At 67.9% G+C, this 15,523-nt stretch carries 11 protein-coding genes; 7 read left to right on the forward strand and 4 right to left on the reverse strand.

The features are described from left to right. Window positions 1-62: 62 nt before the first annotated feature. The 3 genes from PMI12_RS25655 to thiD all read right to left on the reverse strand — a co-directional run bounded on the left by PMI12_RS25655 (window position 63) and on the right by thiD (window position 3,082). Window positions 63-536, reverse strand: a complete 474-nt coding sequence (locus PMI12_RS25655) for a hypothetical protein (RefSeq protein WP_007838392.1) — start codon at window positions 534-536, stop codon at window positions 63-65. A 169-nt stretch (window positions 537-705) separates the two neighbouring features. After that, a complete protein-coding gene (gene hemL / locus PMI12_RS25660; protein WP_007838394.1) occupies window positions 706-1,992 on the reverse strand; it encodes a glutamate-1-semialdehyde 2,1-aminomutase in 1,287 nt (428 codons plus the stop codon). Between the two features lie 127 nt (window positions 1,993-2,119). Next, a complete protein-coding gene (gene thiD / locus PMI12_RS25665; RefSeq protein ID WP_007838396.1) occupies window positions 2,120-3,082 on the reverse strand; it encodes a bifunctional hydroxymethylpyrimidine kinase/phosphomethylpyrimidine kinase in 963 nt (320 codons plus the stop codon). A gap of 111 nt (window positions 3,083-3,193) precedes the next feature. On the opposite strand from thiD, the gene PMI12_RS25670 reads away from it, so the two are divergent. The 6 genes from PMI12_RS25670 to PMI12_RS25695 all read left to right on the forward strand — a co-directional run bounded on the left by PMI12_RS25670 (window position 3,194) and on the right by PMI12_RS25695 (window position 13,274). Continuing rightward, window positions 3,194-3,364 (forward strand): rubredoxin, encoded by a 171-nt coding sequence (locus PMI12_RS25670; RefSeq protein ID WP_007838397.1) that lies wholly within the window; start codon window positions 3,194-3,196, stop codon window positions 3,362-3,364. An 84-nt stretch (window positions 3,365-3,448) separates the two neighbouring features. After that, complete coding sequence (locus PMI12_RS25675; RefSeq protein ID WP_007838399.1) at window positions 3,449-3,847, forward strand: response regulator; 399 nt, start codon at window positions 3,449-3,451, stop codon at window positions 3,845-3,847. Then, window positions 3,847-4,212: a response regulator gene (locus tag PMI12_RS25680; RefSeq protein WP_007838401.1), complete on the forward strand. Its 366-nt coding sequence runs from the start codon at window positions 3,847-3,849 to the stop codon at window positions 4,210-4,212. Before PMI12_RS25675 ends, PMI12_RS25680 begins: the two co-directional genes overlap by 1 nt. A gap of 19 nt (window positions 4,213-4,231) precedes the next feature. Then, a complete protein-coding gene (locus PMI12_RS25685) occupies window positions 4,232-4,765 on the forward strand; it encodes a chemotaxis protein CheW (protein ID WP_007838404.1) in 534 nt (177 codons plus the stop codon). A gap of 42 nt (window positions 4,766-4,807) precedes the next feature. Further along, entirely contained in the window at window positions 4,808-7,123 is a 2,316-nt protein-coding gene (locus tag PMI12_RS25690) for a methyl-accepting chemotaxis protein (protein WP_007838406.1), read from the forward strand. 31 nt (window positions 7,124-7,154) lie between these two features. Next, on the forward strand, window positions 7,155-13,274 hold the full coding sequence (locus PMI12_RS25695; protein ID WP_007838417.1) for an Hpt domain-containing protein: 6,120 nt from the start codon (window positions 7,155-7,157) through the stop codon (window positions 13,272-13,274). A gap of 57 nt (window positions 13,275-13,331) precedes the next feature. Here PMI12_RS25695 and PMI12_RS25700 read toward each other — a convergent pair whose 3' ends face one another. Next, window positions 13,332-14,834: a cryptochrome/photolyase family protein gene (locus tag PMI12_RS25700; protein WP_007838419.1), complete on the reverse strand. Its 1,503-nt coding sequence runs from the start codon at window positions 14,832-14,834 to the stop codon at window positions 13,332-13,334. On the opposite strand from PMI12_RS25700, the gene PMI12_RS25705 reads away from it, so the two are divergent. Further along, window positions 14,835-15,434 (forward strand): YqgE/AlgH family protein, encoded by a 600-nt coding sequence (locus tag PMI12_RS25705; RefSeq protein WP_007838420.1) that lies wholly within the window; start codon window positions 14,835-14,837, stop codon window positions 15,432-15,434. Window positions 15,435-15,523 lie beyond the last annotated feature (89 nt).

The following is a 15,523-nucleotide window of genomic DNA, read 5'->3' on the forward strand; positions in this document are numbered from 1 at the left end:
GGTGTTGCCCCCGGTAGGGGGGTGGCGAAGCGACACGAAGTGCGCGCAGCCTGGGGGCGAGCTCATTCCCCGAACCGGTATTTCAGCTGCAAGGTGAGCGCGCCGTACAGCCGGTTCTTGATCGTCGGCACGTAGGCGATGTTCAAGCCCCAGTGCCTGCCTTCGATGGCGGCCACCGGAAGGATGGCCGGGAACCAGTTGCTGTTGCGGTAGTTGGGGTAGCCGTCGAAGCCGCCGACCACGGCGCCGAACTTCACGCCGTAGAACTCGAAGGGCAGCACGTACAGTCCGAGGTAGTTCGATTGCCTGCGGTCGCTGTTGTGGAAGGTGCCCGCCGTGATGCGGTACGTGTCGTTCAGCGGGTACTCGACGCCGAGGCCCTGGTTGACGTTCTCCAGCCCCTTGCTGCGGTCGAAGTGTGCCGAGTAGAAGCCGGGGTTGACCCAGATGTTCTTCGGCTCGAAGGCGTCCTGTGCGCACGCGAGTGCCGGAAGAAGAAGGGCCGCCAGCATCGGCAGCGTGCGCAAGGGGATCATGGGCCGGAACGTCTTCGGTGTCTGTACGTGCAGGGCCGCTTCGATGGCAGGCGCACTTTTCTTGGAATCCCTGGTGCCGCAACCCGTGAAGCCGCCTTCGCCAAGTGCCGGCGCAATATACCCGGCGCAATCACGAAATTCGTGACACCGCGCCGCGATTCGCGCGGCCTCAGCGCTTCCTGAAGATGTCCTGCGCGGCCTCGACGGTGGCGGCGATGTCGTCGTCGGTGTGGGCCGCGCTCACGAAGCCCGCTTCGTAGAGTGCCGGCGCGATGTACACGCCGCGGTCGAGCAGGCCGTGGAACAGCGCATTGAATTTGGCGTTGTCGGTGGTCATCACGGTGGCATAGTTTTGCGGCAGGTCCTTCATGAGGAAGAAGCCGAACATGCCGCCTTCGCTGTCGGCATTGAAGGGCTGGCCTTCGGCCGCGGCTGCGGCCTTCAGGCCGTCGACCAGCGAGCGTGTCTTCTTGCCGAGCGCTTCATAGAAGCCGGGCCTGGCGATCTCCTTCAGCGTTGCAAGGCCGCAGGCCGTGGCCACCGGATTGCCCGACAGCGTGCCTGCCTGGTAGACCGGGCCCAGCGGCGCGAGCTGCTCCATGATCGCGCGCGGACCGCCGAAGGCCGCGAGCGGCATGCCGCCGCCGATGACCTTGCCGAGCACCGTGAGGTCGGGCTTGATGCCGAGCACGCCCTGTGCGCCGTGCAGGCCCACGCGGAAGCCGGTCATCACTTCATCGAATATCAGCAGTGCGCCGTGCTGGGTGCACAGCTCGCGGCAGCGCCGGGCGAACTCGGGTGTCGCGCGCACGAAGTTCATGTTGCCTGCGATGGCCTCGATCATCAGGCAGGCGATGTCGTTGCCGTGCAGCGAGAAGGCTTCTTCCAGCTGCTGCAGGTTGTTGTACTCGAGCACGATGGTGTGCTGCACCACCTCGGGCGGCACGCCGGCGGAGGTCGGGTTGCCGAAGGTGGCGAGGCCGGAGCCGGCCTTCACCAGCAGTGCATCGGCATGGCCGTGGTAGCAGCCTTCGAACTTGACGATGCTCTTGCGGCCGGTGGCGCCGCGCGCGAGGCGCAGCGCGCTCATGGCGGCCTCGGTGCCCGAGCTCACGAGCCGCACCATTTCCATCGACGGCACCAGCGCGAGGATGGCTTCGGCCAGCTCGATCTCGCGCTCGGTCGGCGCGCCGTACGAGAAGCCTTCGAGCACGGCCTTCTGCACCGCCTCGACCACGGCGGGGTGGCCGTGGCCCAGGATCATCGGACCCCAGGAGCCGATGTAGTCGATGTAGCGCTTGTCGTTGGCGTCCCAGAAATAGGCGCCATGCGCGCGCTGGATGAAGCGGGGCGTGCCGCCCACGGCCTTGAAGGCGCGCACGGGCGAGTTCACGCCTCCGGGGATCACGGCGCGGGCGCGCTCGAAGAGGGTGTTGTTGCGGTCAGTGTTGGGCATCGGAGGCAAGTGGGTGGTTATTCAGTGGAGGGCCGCCGCGCACGGCCGCCCGAAGCGGCCGGCACGCCCCCGGTAGGGGGTAGGCGAACCGACACGAAGTGCGGGCTGCCTGGGGGCGAGCAACATGTCAGTGCCGGGTGTCGTGGGGTGGGAGGGCGAAGTCCGGTTCGGCGCCCGGGTCTTCATCGTCATCGTCGTCCTCGGGCTCGGCCCAGAACAGGCGGTCGGGCAGCACATGGCCCATGCCGGGGCGGAAGCCCGCGTCGAGGCATCGGTCCATGTAGGCCAGCGCTTCGCTGGTTGCGGCCACGAGGTCGGTGCCGCTGGCGAGCAGGGCGGCCAGCGCGGCCGACAGGGTGTCGCCGGCGCCGGCGAAGACGGCCTCGAGCCGCTCGTATTTTTCGCTGGCGAGCACCGACTGCGGGGAGGCCAGCACGTTGTCGATGAACTGCTCGGGCAGCATCAGGCCGGTCACGAGCGTATAGGGCACGCCGAACTCGCCGGCGGCCTTGGCAATGTCGCGCGCAGTGGGCGGACGCTCCCCGTTCCAGTCCGGAAGCAGCCAGCGCCACAGCGTACTGTGGTTTCCTACCAACACTGTGGTTTGCGGCAAAACAAGTTCCCGAAAAGCGTCCAGATAAGGCTCGATCAGGTTCTCGTCCCACCACGAAAGGTTGGGCATGTAGGCCACCACGGGCACCTCGGGATAGTCGGCGGCGGTCTCGGCGATGGTGCTCAGGGCCTCGGTGGTGCCGGCAAAGCCCACCTTGATCAGCTGGACTTCCACGTCCTCCAGGATGGCGCGCGCCTGCTCGGCGATGGCCTCTTCATCGAAGGGAAAGTGGTCGAAAATCTCGGCCGTGTCCCTGGCGTAGGCCCCTGTGACAACGGGCAGGATGTGTGCGCCCACCGACGCCATGGCGAGGGCGTCGGCGCCCAGTCCGCCCGCCCCGCTGGGATCGCTGGCATTGAACACCAGCACGCAGGGGGGATTCAGGTCGTGTTCGGCGACCGATTCGTCGTCCTGCGAGGGGTCGTTAAGATCGCCCGGTTTGCGGGTGTTGTCTGCGGAATGTAAGTAGATGGTCATAAGCCGGGCGGAATCCCCTGGATGGTGGCATAGGCGCGACGTTTACCGTCCGTCAGTGAGATACGCATAGATACACTCGTTGCATTTAATGAACAAGGACTTTAAGCTCCGATGAATACGAAAACTTGGATGTGCCTGATTTGTGGGTGGATCTATGACGAAGCAGTGGGTGTACCGGAAGACGGCATCGCGGCAGGCACGGCCTGGGCCGATGTGCCGATGAACTGGACCTGTCCTGAGTGCGGTGCGCGCAAGGAAGACTTCGAAATGGTTGAAATCTGAAAGCATGGCATAGATAGAGCTACGCGGTCTGCGTCGGTGTTCGGCGCGGCGGGCTTCCAAGTCTCATGAGCAGGAGCATTTGCAATGGGCCCGAATGGATCAGGTTACAAGGTGCTTGTCATCGACGACAGCAACACCATCCGGCGCAGTGCCGAGATTTTTTTGAAGCAGGGTGGGCATGAGGTTCTTCTCGCGGAGGACGGCTTCGACGCGCTCTCGAAGGTCAATGACCACAAGCCGCATCTGATTTTCTGCGACATCCTGATGCCGCGGCTCGACGGCTACCAGACCTGCGCCATCATCAAGCGCAACGCCAATTTCTCCAACGTTCCGGTCGTCATGCTGTCCTCGAAAGACGGTGTATTCGACAAGGCCCGCGGCCGCATGGTCGGTTCGCAAGACTACCTGACCAAGCCTTTCACCAAAGACCAGCTGCTGCAGGCCGTGCAGCAGTTTGGCATCGTTCAACAGGAAGCGCAGTAATGCCCATTCGAAAAATCCTCGTCGTCGACGACTCCAAGACGGAACTGATGTTCCTGACCGACCTCCTCCAGAAGAACGGCTTTGCCGTCAAGACGGCCGAAAACGCCGACGACGCGATGCGCCGCCTGGAGGAAGAGCAGCCCGACCTGATCCTCATGGACGTCGTGATGCCCGGCCAGAACGGCTTCCAGCTCACGCGCGCCATCGCCCGCGACCCGAAGTACGCAGCCATCCCGATCATCCTGTGCACCAGCAAGAACCAGGAAACCGATCGCGTCTGGGGCATGCGCCAGGGCGCACGCGACTACATCGTGAAGCCGGTCAACGCGACCGACCTGATGTCCAAGATCAGCGCGTTGGCCTGAGCGGAAGTCTGCTGAGCCCATGGCGAATCGCGACGCTCTGAGAGCCTTCCAGTCCCGGCTGGCGAGCCGCCTGCAGGCGGCTCGCACGACGGGCGTGGCCGCCACGTGGCTGGCGGTCGAGGCGGGCGAGGGCAAATACCTCTTCCCGCTGGGACACGCCGGCGAAATCTTTCCCTGGACGCCGCCACAGCCTGTGCCCTACACGCAGGCGTGGTTCCTCGGCGTTGCCAACCTGCGCGGCGGCCTCTATGGCGTCGTGCAGCTGTCGGCATTCGCCACCGGCGTTCCGGGCGCGCTGGCCGCCACCGAGGCGGCCCGCATCCAGTCGCGGCTCGTTGCTTTCAACGAGCTGCTCGAAGTCAACTGCGCTTTGCTGGTCGATCGACTGGCGGGGTTGCGGGGTGCGGAGGCCTTCACGGCCTCCGAACCTCCTGGCGCAGAAGCACCTGCCTGGCATGGGCATCTGTTTACCGACGCGGCGGGAGAGCGCTGGCAGGAAGTCAACCTGCAGGCGCTTTCCCAGCAACCCCAGTTTTTGAGCATTGGTGCGTAGTGCCCCCGCACGCCGTACCGGAAACTATCTGAAGGACCGACCGTGAGCTCGATCGCCGACAAGTTCAAGAAATTACTGCCCGTGACCAACGGGAACGACAAGGCCCGCGTCGATGGCTCCGGTTCCACGTTGTCTATCGACGACGTAGACACCGTCCAGGTCCCGGACGAGAAAACCGTGCGTATCGCCAAGAAGGGGGCCGCGCCCGCGGACACCGGCTTCAGCGACCTCGACCTGCCGGGCGGCGGCGGCGACGCCGCCAACGAGCCGGGCGCTGCGGTTGCCGAAGCGGTGCCCGACACCATCGACGGCCGCGCGGGCTCCAATCCGGCGCGGCAGCAGCGTATCCTGGCCATCATGCTGGCGGTCGCGGTGCTGTTGCTGTTGCTGGTGGCCGGTTCCGCCATTCTTCGCGCGGACCGCCTGGCGCAGCAGGTGGCTGCCACCGGCCAGTCGCTGATGCAGTCGCAGCGCCTTGCCAAGTCGATCTCGCAGGCCCTCGTCGGCAGCGCCTCGGCGTTCGTCGAAGTGAAGGACAGCGCCGACGACCTCTCGCGCCGCGTCGCGGGTCTGACCAACGGCGACGACTCGTTGCACCTGGAGCGAGTGGGCAACCAGTACGACGAGGAGATGAACAAGATCAATCCCCTCGTCACCCGTGCCGATGCCAGCGCCAAGGCCGTGCTGGCCCAGCGCCAGATCCTGACGCAGGTGGGAGCCGCCTTGCGCGACATCAACCAGCAGTCGTCCACGCTGCTCGAAATGACGGAAACCGTCGCGTCGCTGAAGATGCAGCAGAACGCCACGCTGCCCGAGATCTCGGCCGCCGGCCAGCTGGTGATGCTGACGCAGCGCATCGGCAAGTCGACCAACGAGTTCTTCACGGTCGAGGGTGTGAACCCCGACGCCGTGTTCCTGCTCGGCAAGGACCTGAACACCTTCCAGGAAACCACCCGCGGCCTGCTCGACGGCAATGCACAGCAGCGCTTCCCCGGCTCGAAAGACCCGCAGACGCGCCAGCAGCTCGAAGCCATCCTGAAGACCTACGAGCAGATGCGCACGCAGGCTTCCGCGATTCTGGGCAACCTGCAGGGCCTGGTGGCGGCACGCGAAGCGCAGGCTTCGATCCTGACCGACAGCGAGCCGCTGCGTAAATCGCTCGGCGACCTGCAGGACAAGCTCTCCGCACGCACCGGCCTCGGCGCCGGAACGATCGTGCTGCTGTTCGTGCTGTCGCTGGCCGCCCTGGCCCTCGCCGGTGCCATCGGTTTCGTGCAGGTGCGCGAAGGCCGCGAACGCGCCGCCAACGCCGAGCGCGAACGCCTGGCCGCCGAGCAGTCCTCCGAAGAGGTGGGCCGCATCAACAACGCCAACCAGGCCGCCATTCTTCGCCTGATGAACGAACTGCAGACAGTGGCCGAAGGCGACCTGACGCAGGAAGCCACCGTGACCGAGGACATCACCGGCGCCATCGCCGACTCGGTGAACTACACGGTGGAAGAACTGCGCTTGCTGGTGGGCAACGTGCAGAACACGGCGACCCGCGTGGCGCAGACGACGTCGCAGGTGGAAAGCACCTCGACCGAACTGCTGGCCGCCTCGACCGAACAGCTGCGCGAAATTCGCGAAACCGGCCAGTCGGTGCTGACCATGGCCGAGCGAATCAACGGCGTGTCCACGCAGGCGCAAGAGTCCGCCACGGTGGCGCGCCAGTCGCTGCAAGCCGCATCCTCGGGCCTGCAGGCCGTGCAGAATGCCATCGGCGGTATGAATTCCATCCGCGACCAGATCCAGGAAACCTCCAAGCGGATCAAGCGCCTGGGCGAGTCGTCGCAGGAGATTGGCGAAATCACCGAGCTGATCTCGGACATTACCGAACAGACGAACGTGCTGGCGCTGAACGCTGCCATCCAGGCCGCATCCGCCGGTGAAGCCGGCCGAGGCTTCTCGGTGGTGGCGGAAGAAGTTCAGCGACTGGCCGAACGCTCCGCAGACGCCACGCGCCAGATCTCGGCGCTGGTGAAGGCGATTCAGACCGACACGCAGGATGCGGTGGGCGCCATGGAGCGTTCCACGCAGGGTGTGGTCGAAGGGGCCAAGCTGTCCGACAACGCGGGTACCGCGCTGTCCGAGATCGACCGCGTGTCGCGCCGTCTTGCCGACCTCATTGAGCAGATTTCGCAATCCGCCTCCCGCGAAGCCGATTCGGCCAACGTGGTGGCCGCGAACATCCAGCACATTTTTGCCGTGACGGAACAGACCGGCGAAGGCACGCGCACCACCGCCCAGCAGGTGCGCGAGCTGTCGCAGATGGCCGAAGAACTGCGCCGTTCGGTGGCCCGTTTCAAGATTGCCTGACCCCGATAGATAAGAACGGCGAGCACCCAACGTGTCGATTCAAACCCCTGCCACGGCCCCCCCCGCCGGCAACATGCCGGCCACCGAAGACCTCGGGCCGCTGGCCTGGGTGCTGGGAGAAATCCAGAAATCCCTTGACGGTGTAGGCAAGTCGCTGCGGCGCTTCGTGCGCGACGTGGACGCTGCTGCGGCCGAGCCCGAGAGCGGCCCGCTGCAGATGGCCCGCCAGCAACTGCACCAGGCCGTTGGCGCCCTTCAGATGGTGGGGCATTCCTCGCCCGCTCTGGTGCTTGGCGCCATCGAGTTCGCGGTACAGGGCTTCATTGCCGAACCGCAGCGCTGCACCGACGCCGCAGTGCTCAAGATCGAGCGTGCCGGCTTCGCCGTCGTCGACTTCCTGAACGCCTTGCTGGCTGGCAAGCCCGTGTCGTCGGTGGCGCTGTTTCCCCAGTACCGCGACGTGCTGGAACTGGTCGGCAACGAGCGCGTGCACCCCGCCGACCTGTGGAGCACCGCGTGGCGCTGGGTCGAGATCAAGCCTGCCCTCACGCAGGCCGCCGTGGCTTACGACCCGGCCGTGCGCTCGCGGCTCGACCGTGAAGTGCTGCAGCTGGTCAAGACCGGCGACGTGCACGCCGCGCGCCGGCTGCATGCGCTGTGCCTGGGGCTCGGACGCGGCGCGCTGCTGCCCCGCGTCGCCAGCTTCTGGACCCTGGCCGCCGGCTTCTTCGAAGCTCTGGCCACCGGCCTGATCGCGCCCGACGCCTACGTCAAGCGCGCCGCCTCGCGCGTGCTGCTGCAATACGCCACCCTCGCGCGCGGCGACAGCCTGGTGTCCGACCGCCTCGGCCAGGACCTGCTGTTCTTCTGCGCTCAGGCCGTGCCCACCGGCAGCGACGACGCCGCCACGCTGCGCACCGTGCGCAACGCCTGGGGCATCGCCAGCGAGCCGCGCGTCGACTACACCGTCGAGCAGTTCGGCCGCTTCGATCCGCTGGTGCTGCAACAAGCCCGCAAGCGCATCGAGACCGCAAAGGAAATGTGGTCGGCGCTCTCGGGCGGCGACATCACCCGCACGCGCCAGGTGGCCGACACCTTCGCGCAGCTCGGCGAATCGCTGCAGAAGCTGCATCCGCCGAGCCTGCCGATGGTGCTGGCCCTGACCCACGCGGTCGAAGCCTCCGTGCGCACAGGCCAGGCGCCCGGTACCGAACTCGCGATGGAAGTCGCCACCTCGGTGCTGTACCTGGAAGCCGCGCTCGAAGACCTCGACCCGAGCGATCCGCAGCTCACGGCCCGCACGCTGCAGCTGGCGGGGCGCATCGAACGCGTGCGCGCGGGCGGCCATTCCGAGCCGCTCGAGCCGTGGATGGAAGACCTCTACCGCCGCGTGAGCGACCGCCAGACCATGGGCACCGTGGTCGACGAGCTGCGCAGCCACCTGAGCGAGCTCGAGAAATCGCTCGACCAGTATTTCCGCCGCCCGGCCGAAAAAGGCCTGCTGCGCACCGTCCCGACGCAGCTCCTGCAGATGCGCGGCGTGTTCTCCGTGCTCGGCCTCGACCAGGCCGCGCTCACCGTGCAGCGCATGCGCGACGACGTCGAGGCGATGCTCGTCAGCACCTCGCCGGCCGAGGAAATGGCCGGCTTCGACGCGCTGGGCAACAACCTCGGCGCGCTCGGCTTCCTGATCGACATGCTGGGCTACCAGCCCGCGCTGGCCAAGCGCCTGTTCGTGTTCGACGCCGATGCCGGCGAACTCAAGCCGCTGATGGGCCGCCAGGCCACCGACAGCACGGCCGACGCCGCCGCCCCGAGCCAGGCTCCGGCCGCCGTAGCCGTGCTCAGCATCGAGGAAGTCGACGCCCAGATCGCCTCGAAGCTCGCCGCACTGGCCACGCCCAACCGCAAGGCCAAGGTCTCGCCGATCGAGGAATTCAGCAACAAGGCCGACAGCTGGACGAACAAGATCACCGGCCCGAGCGCGCTGCCCGACACCGAAGTCACCGAGCTCGAAGAAGACGACCTGCAGAACATCTTCCTCGACGAAGCCCGCGAAGTGGTGGAGAACGGCCTGGCCGCCATCGCAGAACTCGCCGGCTACCCGGACGACACCGAAGAACTCACGATCCTGCGGCGCGCCTTCCACACGCTCAAGGGCAGCTCGCGCATGGTCGGCCTCACCGACTTCGGCGATGCCGCCTGGTCGCTCGAACAGGTGCTCAACACCTGGCTGGCCGACCAGCGCCCCGCCACGCCGGAACTGCTGTCGGGCACCGAGCGCACGCTGAAGGAATTCGGCCAATGGGTCGAAGCCATCGCTTCGGGTTCTGCGCACGGCTGGCAGTCCACGCAGTTCAGCCGCGTGGCCAACGCGCTGCTGGCTGGCGAGCCCGTGCCCCCGCCGGTGCGCATGGCCGACGCCGAGGCCCTGGCGGTCGCCGCGCGCCACATCGCAGCCGAAGAGCCTGTGACCGCGCCCGCCCCCCTTCTCGAGGTTCCGGCGCCGGTGGCGGCGGAGCTGCCGCCGCTGCAGCTGCCGGATCTGCCCGATCTGTCGCTGGCCCCGGAAGTACCTGCGCCCGCACCCGCTGCGGCGCCCGAAGCGCCGCTCGAAACCGTGGCGTGGCAGGAGCCCACTGCGCCCGCCGCGCCCGCCGCGCCCGAGACCGACGACGATTTCGCGTCGACCGATTTCATCGACTTCGAGTCGAAGCAGACCACCGAGCCCGCGGCGCTGACAGCCCTGCCGAGCGGCGAGGAGTTCGATTTCCTCTCGCCCGCGAAGACGCCCGTGGCCACCGAGCCGAAGCTGGCGGAAGCCGAGCCCGTGATCGAAGTCGTCGAAGCGGTCGAAGCCACCGTGCCGACCACCGCCGGCCTGCCCGATCTCGATTGGGAACCCGCGCCGCTGCCCGTGCGGGCTGCCGCCGAGCCGGAAGTCATCGAAGCCGCGGCGCTGCCGCCGCATGAGGAAGAACCGGTCGCCGAGCCCGAGCTGCAATCGGTCGCCGAACCGGAACCTGAACCCGAACTGCCCGCCCCGGCGGTTGCCGAGGTGATCGCGCCCATCTTCGAGGCGCCGGTGGCGCCTGCCGAAGCCCAGATCCTGGTCGCCGACGAAGCGCCCGAGCCCGTTGCCGCGGCAGCCACGCCTGTCGTGTCGGCCGAACCGCAGGAAGAAGCCGCGGAAGACATCGCAGCCGCGGCTGCGAGCGCCGAAGACCAGGTCAAGGTCATCGGCCCGCTGCGCATCGGCATCCAGCTCTACAACGTCTACCTCAACGAGGCCGATGAATGGTCGCGCCAGCTCGCCACCGACGTCGGCGAATGGGCGCTCGAATCGCACGAACGCCTGCCCGACTCGACCGTTGCGCTGGCCCACTCGCTGGCCGGCAGCTCGGCCACGGTCGGCTTCCACAGCCTGTCGGGCATGGCCCGCCTGCTCGAAGCCGCGCTGCAGCACCTGCAGATGCTGGGCAGCGGCACGCGGGAGCAGGGCATGGTGCTGGTGGCCGCGGCCGACGAGCTGCGCCGCCTGCTGCACCAGTTCGCCGTCGGCTTCCTGCGCGACCCGGCCGAAGGCACGCTGCAGGCGCTGCGCGACATCGCCAATTCGCCGATGCCGACCGAACTCGCCATGCGTGCCGAGGCCCGGCCGCTGCATCAGGTGGTGGTTGCCGAATCCGTCGCCGACGTGGCGCTGGACGATTCCGAAGACGCCATCGACCTGGCCGACGCGGTCGACGTCGACCTGTTCCCGATCTTCGAGGAAGAGGCGGCCGAACTGCTGCCGCAGCTCGGCGAGGCGCTGCGCCAGTGGGCGCATCACCCAGACGATGGGGCCCCGCGCGCCTCGGTGCTGCGCACGCTGCACACGCTCAAGGGCAGCGCACGGCTGGCCGGCGCCATGCGCCTGGGCGAGCGCGCGCACCGCATGGAGTCCGAGATCGAAATCCTGGGCTCCCAGGGAGCGGCACGCGCCGACATCGAAAAGCTGCTGGCGCGCCTCGACACCCTGCAGGCCACCTTCGACGCATTGCGCGCGGCCGACGACGCCACGCAGGTCGAGCTGGCCCAGATCGTGGCCGCGGCCACTGCGACCGCGCCTGCCGCCCCGCCGCCGCAGGTTGCGGCCGAAGCCGGCGTGCCCGCGAACGACGAAATCGCCGCTCCCGTGGCGAGCCTCGAAGACCAGCCTGGCGTCCCCGCGACGCTGCAGCCGCGCCCCGCGCCCGCGCTGCTCACGCCGCTGCGCGCCGCAACGGGCCAGGCCGTGCGCATCCGCACCCAGCTGCTCGACCGCCTGGTCGCGCAGACCGGCGAGGTCATCATCACGCGTTCGCGCCTGGAGGCCGAGCTGGGCCAGCTGCGCGGCTCGCTGTCCGACCTGACGGGCAACCTGGACCGCCTGCGCCAGCAACTGCGCGACATCGAGGTGCAGGCCGAAAGCCAGATGCAGTCCCGACTGGCGCAGGCCAAGGACTCGCAGCAGAGCTTCGACCCGCTCGAGTTCGACCGCTTCACCCGCGTGCAGGAACTCACGCGCATGATGGCCGAGTCGGTGAACGACGTGGCCACCGTGCAGCGCACGCTGCAGAAGACGGTGCAGGCCACGGAAGACGATCTCAGCGTGCAGGCGCGCCAGACGCGCGAACTGCAGCGCGGCCTGCTGCGCACGCGAATGGTGGAGTTCGAGGGCATCTCCGACCGCCTCTACCGCGTGGTGCGCCAGGCCTCGAAGGACACCGGCAAGCAGGTGCGCCTGGACATCGTCGGCGGCTCCATCGAAATGGACCGCGGCGTGCTTGACCGCATGACGCCCGCCTTCGAGCACCTGCTGCGCAACTGCGTGGCGCACGGCATCGAGAGTGCGGCGGTGCGCGAGAAGGCCGGCAAGGACGCCAGCGGCCTGATCGTCATCGACCTGCACCACGAAGGCAACGACGTCTCGGTGAGCTTCCGCGACGACGGCGCCGGCCTCGACAACAAGCGCATCGCAGAGCGCGCCCGCGCCCTCGGCCTGCTCGAACACGACAAGGAGCTGTCGGCCGAGGAAGCCACCGAGCTGATCTTCAAGCCTGGTTTCTCGACGGCGGGGCAGGTCTCCGAACTGGCCGGCCGCGGCATCGGCATGGACGTGGTGCGCGCGCAGATCGCGGCGCTCGGCGGCCGCATCGAAACGCACAGCAACCCCGGCCAGGGCACCACCTTCAAGCTGGTGCTGCCGCTGACCACCGCCGTGACGCACGTGGTGATGCTGCGCGCAGGCGAAGTGTCGATCGGCGTGCCGTCGAACCTGGTGGAGCTGGTGCAGCGCGTGGGCGGCACCGACCTCGAGGCGGCCTACCTGCACAACAGCCATCCGTTCGGCAGCGAGCAGGTGCCGTTCTACTGGGCCGGTGCGCTGCTGCAGGCCTCGACCCGCAGCGAACACGCGGTGGCCAGGAACAACACGATCGTGGTCGTGCGAAGCGCGGCACAGCGCGTGGCCCTGCACGTGGACGAAGTGCTGGGCAACCAGGAAGTCGTGGTGAAGAACCTCGGCCCGCAGCTCGCGCGGCTGCCCGGCCTGGCCGGCATCTCGGTGCTGGCGTCGGGGGCGGTGGCGCTGATCTACAACCCGGTGGCGCTGGCCTCGGTGCATGGCGAACAGGCGCGCGAGCGCCAGGCCGCCGCGCTGGCGGCGCCGGCGCACGGCGCCGCGGCCGAACACGGCGCGCCGCAGCAGCCGCTGCCGACGCTGGCTCCGGTGGCACCGCAGGTCCCGCTGGTGCTGGTGGTGGACGACTCCATCACCGTGCGCCGCGTCACGCAGCGCCTGCTGCAGCGCGAAGGCTATCGCGTGTCGCTCGCGGCCGATGGCCTGCAGGCGCTCGAACGGCTGCAGCAGGAGCGCCCGGCGGTGGTGCTGTCGGACATCGAGATGCCGCGCATGGACGGCTTCGACCTGGCCCGCAACATCCGCGCCGACGATTCGATGGCCGGCCTGCCGATCATCATGATCACTTCGCGCATCGCCGAGAAGCACCGCGAATACGCGCGCACGCTGGGCGTGAACCACTACCTCGGCAAGCCGTACTCGGAAGAGGAACTGCTGCGCCTGGTGCGTGCGTACACGAGCGAATCGACGCTGGCTGCTGCCGCTTGATGCTGGCCGGGGCGCTCCCGGCGGCGACCAGAGAACAGGGGCCTTCGGGCCCCTTTCTCATGGCTTCTGCAGCACCTTGGCCCGCGCCGCCGCGTAGCGCTGCAGCGTCTTCTCGCGCGCCTCGGCGTGGTCCACCACCGGCTTCGGGTACGTCTCGCCGAGCGTAATGCCCGCCGCCTCCAGCTCCACCGGCGAGGCCAGCCACGGCGCATGGATCGCCGCGTTCGACAGCCCCGCGAGCTGCGGCAGGTAGCGGCGGATGAACTTGCCCTCGCGGTCGAAGCGCTCGCTTTGCGTCACCGGGTTGAAGATGCGGAAGTAGGGCTGCGCGTCGCAGCCGCTGGAGCTGGCCCACTGCCAGCCGCCGTTGTTCGAGGCCAGCTCGAAGTCGTTCAGGTGCAGCGCGAAGTAGGCCTCGCCGCGCCGCCAGTCCAGCCCCAGGTCCTTGCACAGGAAGCTGGCCACCACCATGCGCAGGCGGTTGTGCATGTAGCCGCTCTGGTTGATCTGCAGCATGGCGGCGTCCACCAGCGGATAGCCGGTGCGGCCTTCGCACCAGGCGTCGAACAGCTGGTCGGCGTGCTTGCCGTGGTGCCACTGGATCCGGTCGTACTCGGGCCGGAAGCTCTTCGACTCGCCGCCCGCGTGCACGTGCGGAAAGTGCGCCAGGATCTGGAAGTAGAACTCGCGCCAGATCAGCTCGCTCAGCCAGACCGCCGCCCCGGCATTGCCCTGCAGCGAGAGCTGGTGCGCCAGGCTCGCCAGCTGCCGGATCGACACCGTGCCGAAGCGCAGGTGCACGCCCATGTAACTGGGCCCGCGCACCGCCGGGAAGTCGCGCGCCTCGGCGTAGCGGTCGATGCGCTCGAAGAAGTCCTCGAGCAGCAGGCCCGCGCCGCGCGTGCCGGTGGGAATCTCCAGCGCCGAGAGGTTGCTTTTCTCGAAGCCGATCTCCCGTAGCGCGGGCACCGGCTCTCCGTAGGCCTGGGGCGAGGGCGCCAGCGCGTCGGCGTGGCTGCGCACCGGGTACGGCTTCAGGAAGAACGAATCGACCTTCGCCAGCCAGGCCCGCTTGTAGGGCGTGAACACGGTGTAGGGCTGGCCGGTCTGGGTCAGGATCTCGTCGCGGTCGAAGACGGTCGAGTCCTTGTAGGTGTGGAAGGCCACGCCCGCGTTGGCCAGCGCCCCGAACACCCGGGCGTCGCGCTCCAGCGCGTCGGGCTCGTCGTCGCGGTTGGCGAACACCGCCTGCACGCCGAGCTCGCGCGCCAGCGCCGGAATCTCCTGCACCGCCGCGGCATGCCGCACGACCAGCCCGCCGCCCAGTGTGCGCAGCTCGGCTTCGAGCTCCACCAGCGATTCGCGGATGAATTCCACCCGGCGGTCGACCGAGGGCAGGGCGTCGAGGATGGCCTTGTCGAACACGAAGGCGCAGACCACCTGGCGGCAGGCCCGCAGCGCGCGATACAGGGCCGCGTTGTCGTCCACCCGGAGGTCCCGGCGGAACCACATGAGCCCTTTGGGATAGGTCTTGTCTACGGCCAGTAAAATCGGGGGCATATGGCCGCCGATTCTGCCCCGATGAACCTCACGCATCACTTTCTGATAGCGATGCCCGGGATGGAAGACAAAACTTTCAACCGCAGCGTCGTGTACCTCTGCGAACACAGCGAGCGCGGAGCGCTCGGCCTCGTGATCAACAAACCCAGCGACATCAACCTCAAGGTGCTGTTCGAGAAAATCGAGCTCCACCTGGCCCGCCCCGAACTGGGCGAAGCCCCCGTCTTCCAGGGCGGCCCGGTGCAGACCGAACGCGGCTTCGTGCTGCACGAGCCGGTCTTCACGCAGGCCGAGAAGCCCGAGGAATCGGTCTACGCCTCGACCATGACCATTCCCGGCGGGCTCGAGATGACCACCTCCAAGGATGTGCTGGAGGCCCTGGCCACCGGCGCCGGCCCGCGCAAGGTGCTGGTCTCGCTGGGCTATTCGGCCTGGGGCGAGGGCCAGCTGGAGTCGGAACTGGCCGAAAACAGCTGGCTCACCGTGGGCGCCGACCCGGCCGTGATCTTCGACACGCCCGTGGAGCAGCGCTACGACAAGGCCTTGCTGCTGCTCGGTCTGGAGGCCTGGAAGCTTTCCCCGGACGCGGGTCACGCATGATGAACCTGGCTCACCCCCAGGCTGCGCGCACTTCGTGTCGCTTCGCCAACCCCCTACCGGGGGCGTGCCGGCCGCTTCGGGCGGCCGTG

The sequence above is a fragment of the Variovorax sp. CF313 genome (assembly GCF_000282635.1).
In the GTDB taxonomy this organism is placed as follows: Bacteria; Pseudomonadota; Gammaproteobacteria; order Burkholderiales; family Burkholderiaceae_C; genus Variovorax.

Excerpts from the sequence above, each read along its gene's own strand:
- PMI12_RS25685 (WP_007838404.1), top strand. The coding sequence starts at position 4,232 with ATGGCGAATCGCGACGCTCTGAGAGCCTTCCAGTCCCGGCTGGCGAGC.
- hemL (WP_007838394.1), bottom strand. The coding sequence starts at position 1,992 with ATGCCCAACACTGACCGCAACAACACCCTCTTCGAGCGCGCCCGCGCC.
- PMI12_RS25670 (WP_007838397.1), top strand. The coding sequence starts at position 3,194 with ATGAATACGAAAACTTGGATGTGCCTGATTTGTGGGTGGATCTATGAC.
- PMI12_RS25680 (WP_007838401.1), top strand. The coding sequence starts at position 3,847 with ATGCCCATTCGAAAAATCCTCGTCGTCGACGACTCCAAGACGGAACTG.
- thiD (WP_007838396.1), bottom strand. The coding sequence starts at position 3,082 with ATGACCATCTACTTACATTCCGCAGACAACACCCGCAAACCGGGCGAT.
- PMI12_RS25700 (WP_007838419.1), bottom strand. The coding sequence starts at position 14,834 with ATGCCCCCGATTTTACTGGCCGTAGACAAGACCTATCCCAAAGGGCTC.
- PMI12_RS25655 (WP_007838392.1), bottom strand. The coding sequence starts at position 536 with ATGATCCCCTTGCGCACGCTGCCGATGCTGGCGGCCCTTCTTCTTCCG.
- PMI12_RS25705 (WP_007838420.1), top strand. The coding sequence starts at position 14,835 with ATGGCCGCCGATTCTGCCCCGATGAACCTCACGCATCACTTTCTGATA.
- PMI12_RS25675 (WP_007838399.1), top strand. The coding sequence starts at position 3,449 with ATGGGCCCGAATGGATCAGGTTACAAGGTGCTTGTCATCGACGACAGC.